The 238-nt window shown below is 63.4% G+C and carries 1 pseudogene; it reads left to right on the top strand.

Going from position 1 to position 238, the window contains the following annotated elements:
- Positions 1-60 precede the first annotated feature (60 nt).
- A pseudogene (locus QP415_RS12835) lies at positions 61-238 on the top strand (glutamine synthetase beta-grasp domain-containing protein); the annotation flags it as partial.

Raw genomic sequence — 238 nt, 5'->3', positions numbered from 1 at the left:
TGGCTGCCCGACTCGTGTCGTGAATCGTCTGCCGATACCTGAGTCATTGGGGTAAACAGCTTCGATGGGTCGGCCGTCGAAGGCCTGACGCGCGTCTACGAGTCGGACATGCTGCTCAAGCCGGATGCGTCGACGTTCCAGTTGCTCCCGTGGCGTTCCAACGAGGACCCGGTTGCGCGTATGTTCTGCGATGTCCTCATGCCCGATGGGCGTCCGGCTCCCTCGGATCCCCGAGGGG

Source organism: Pauljensenia sp. UMB3104, from assembly GCF_030217285.1.
Lineage (GTDB): Bacteria > Actinomycetota > Actinomycetes > Actinomycetales > Actinomycetaceae > Pauljensenia.
Note: the sequence above shows the minus strand (reverse complement) of the source record. Positions and strands in the feature narration are given on the sequence as shown.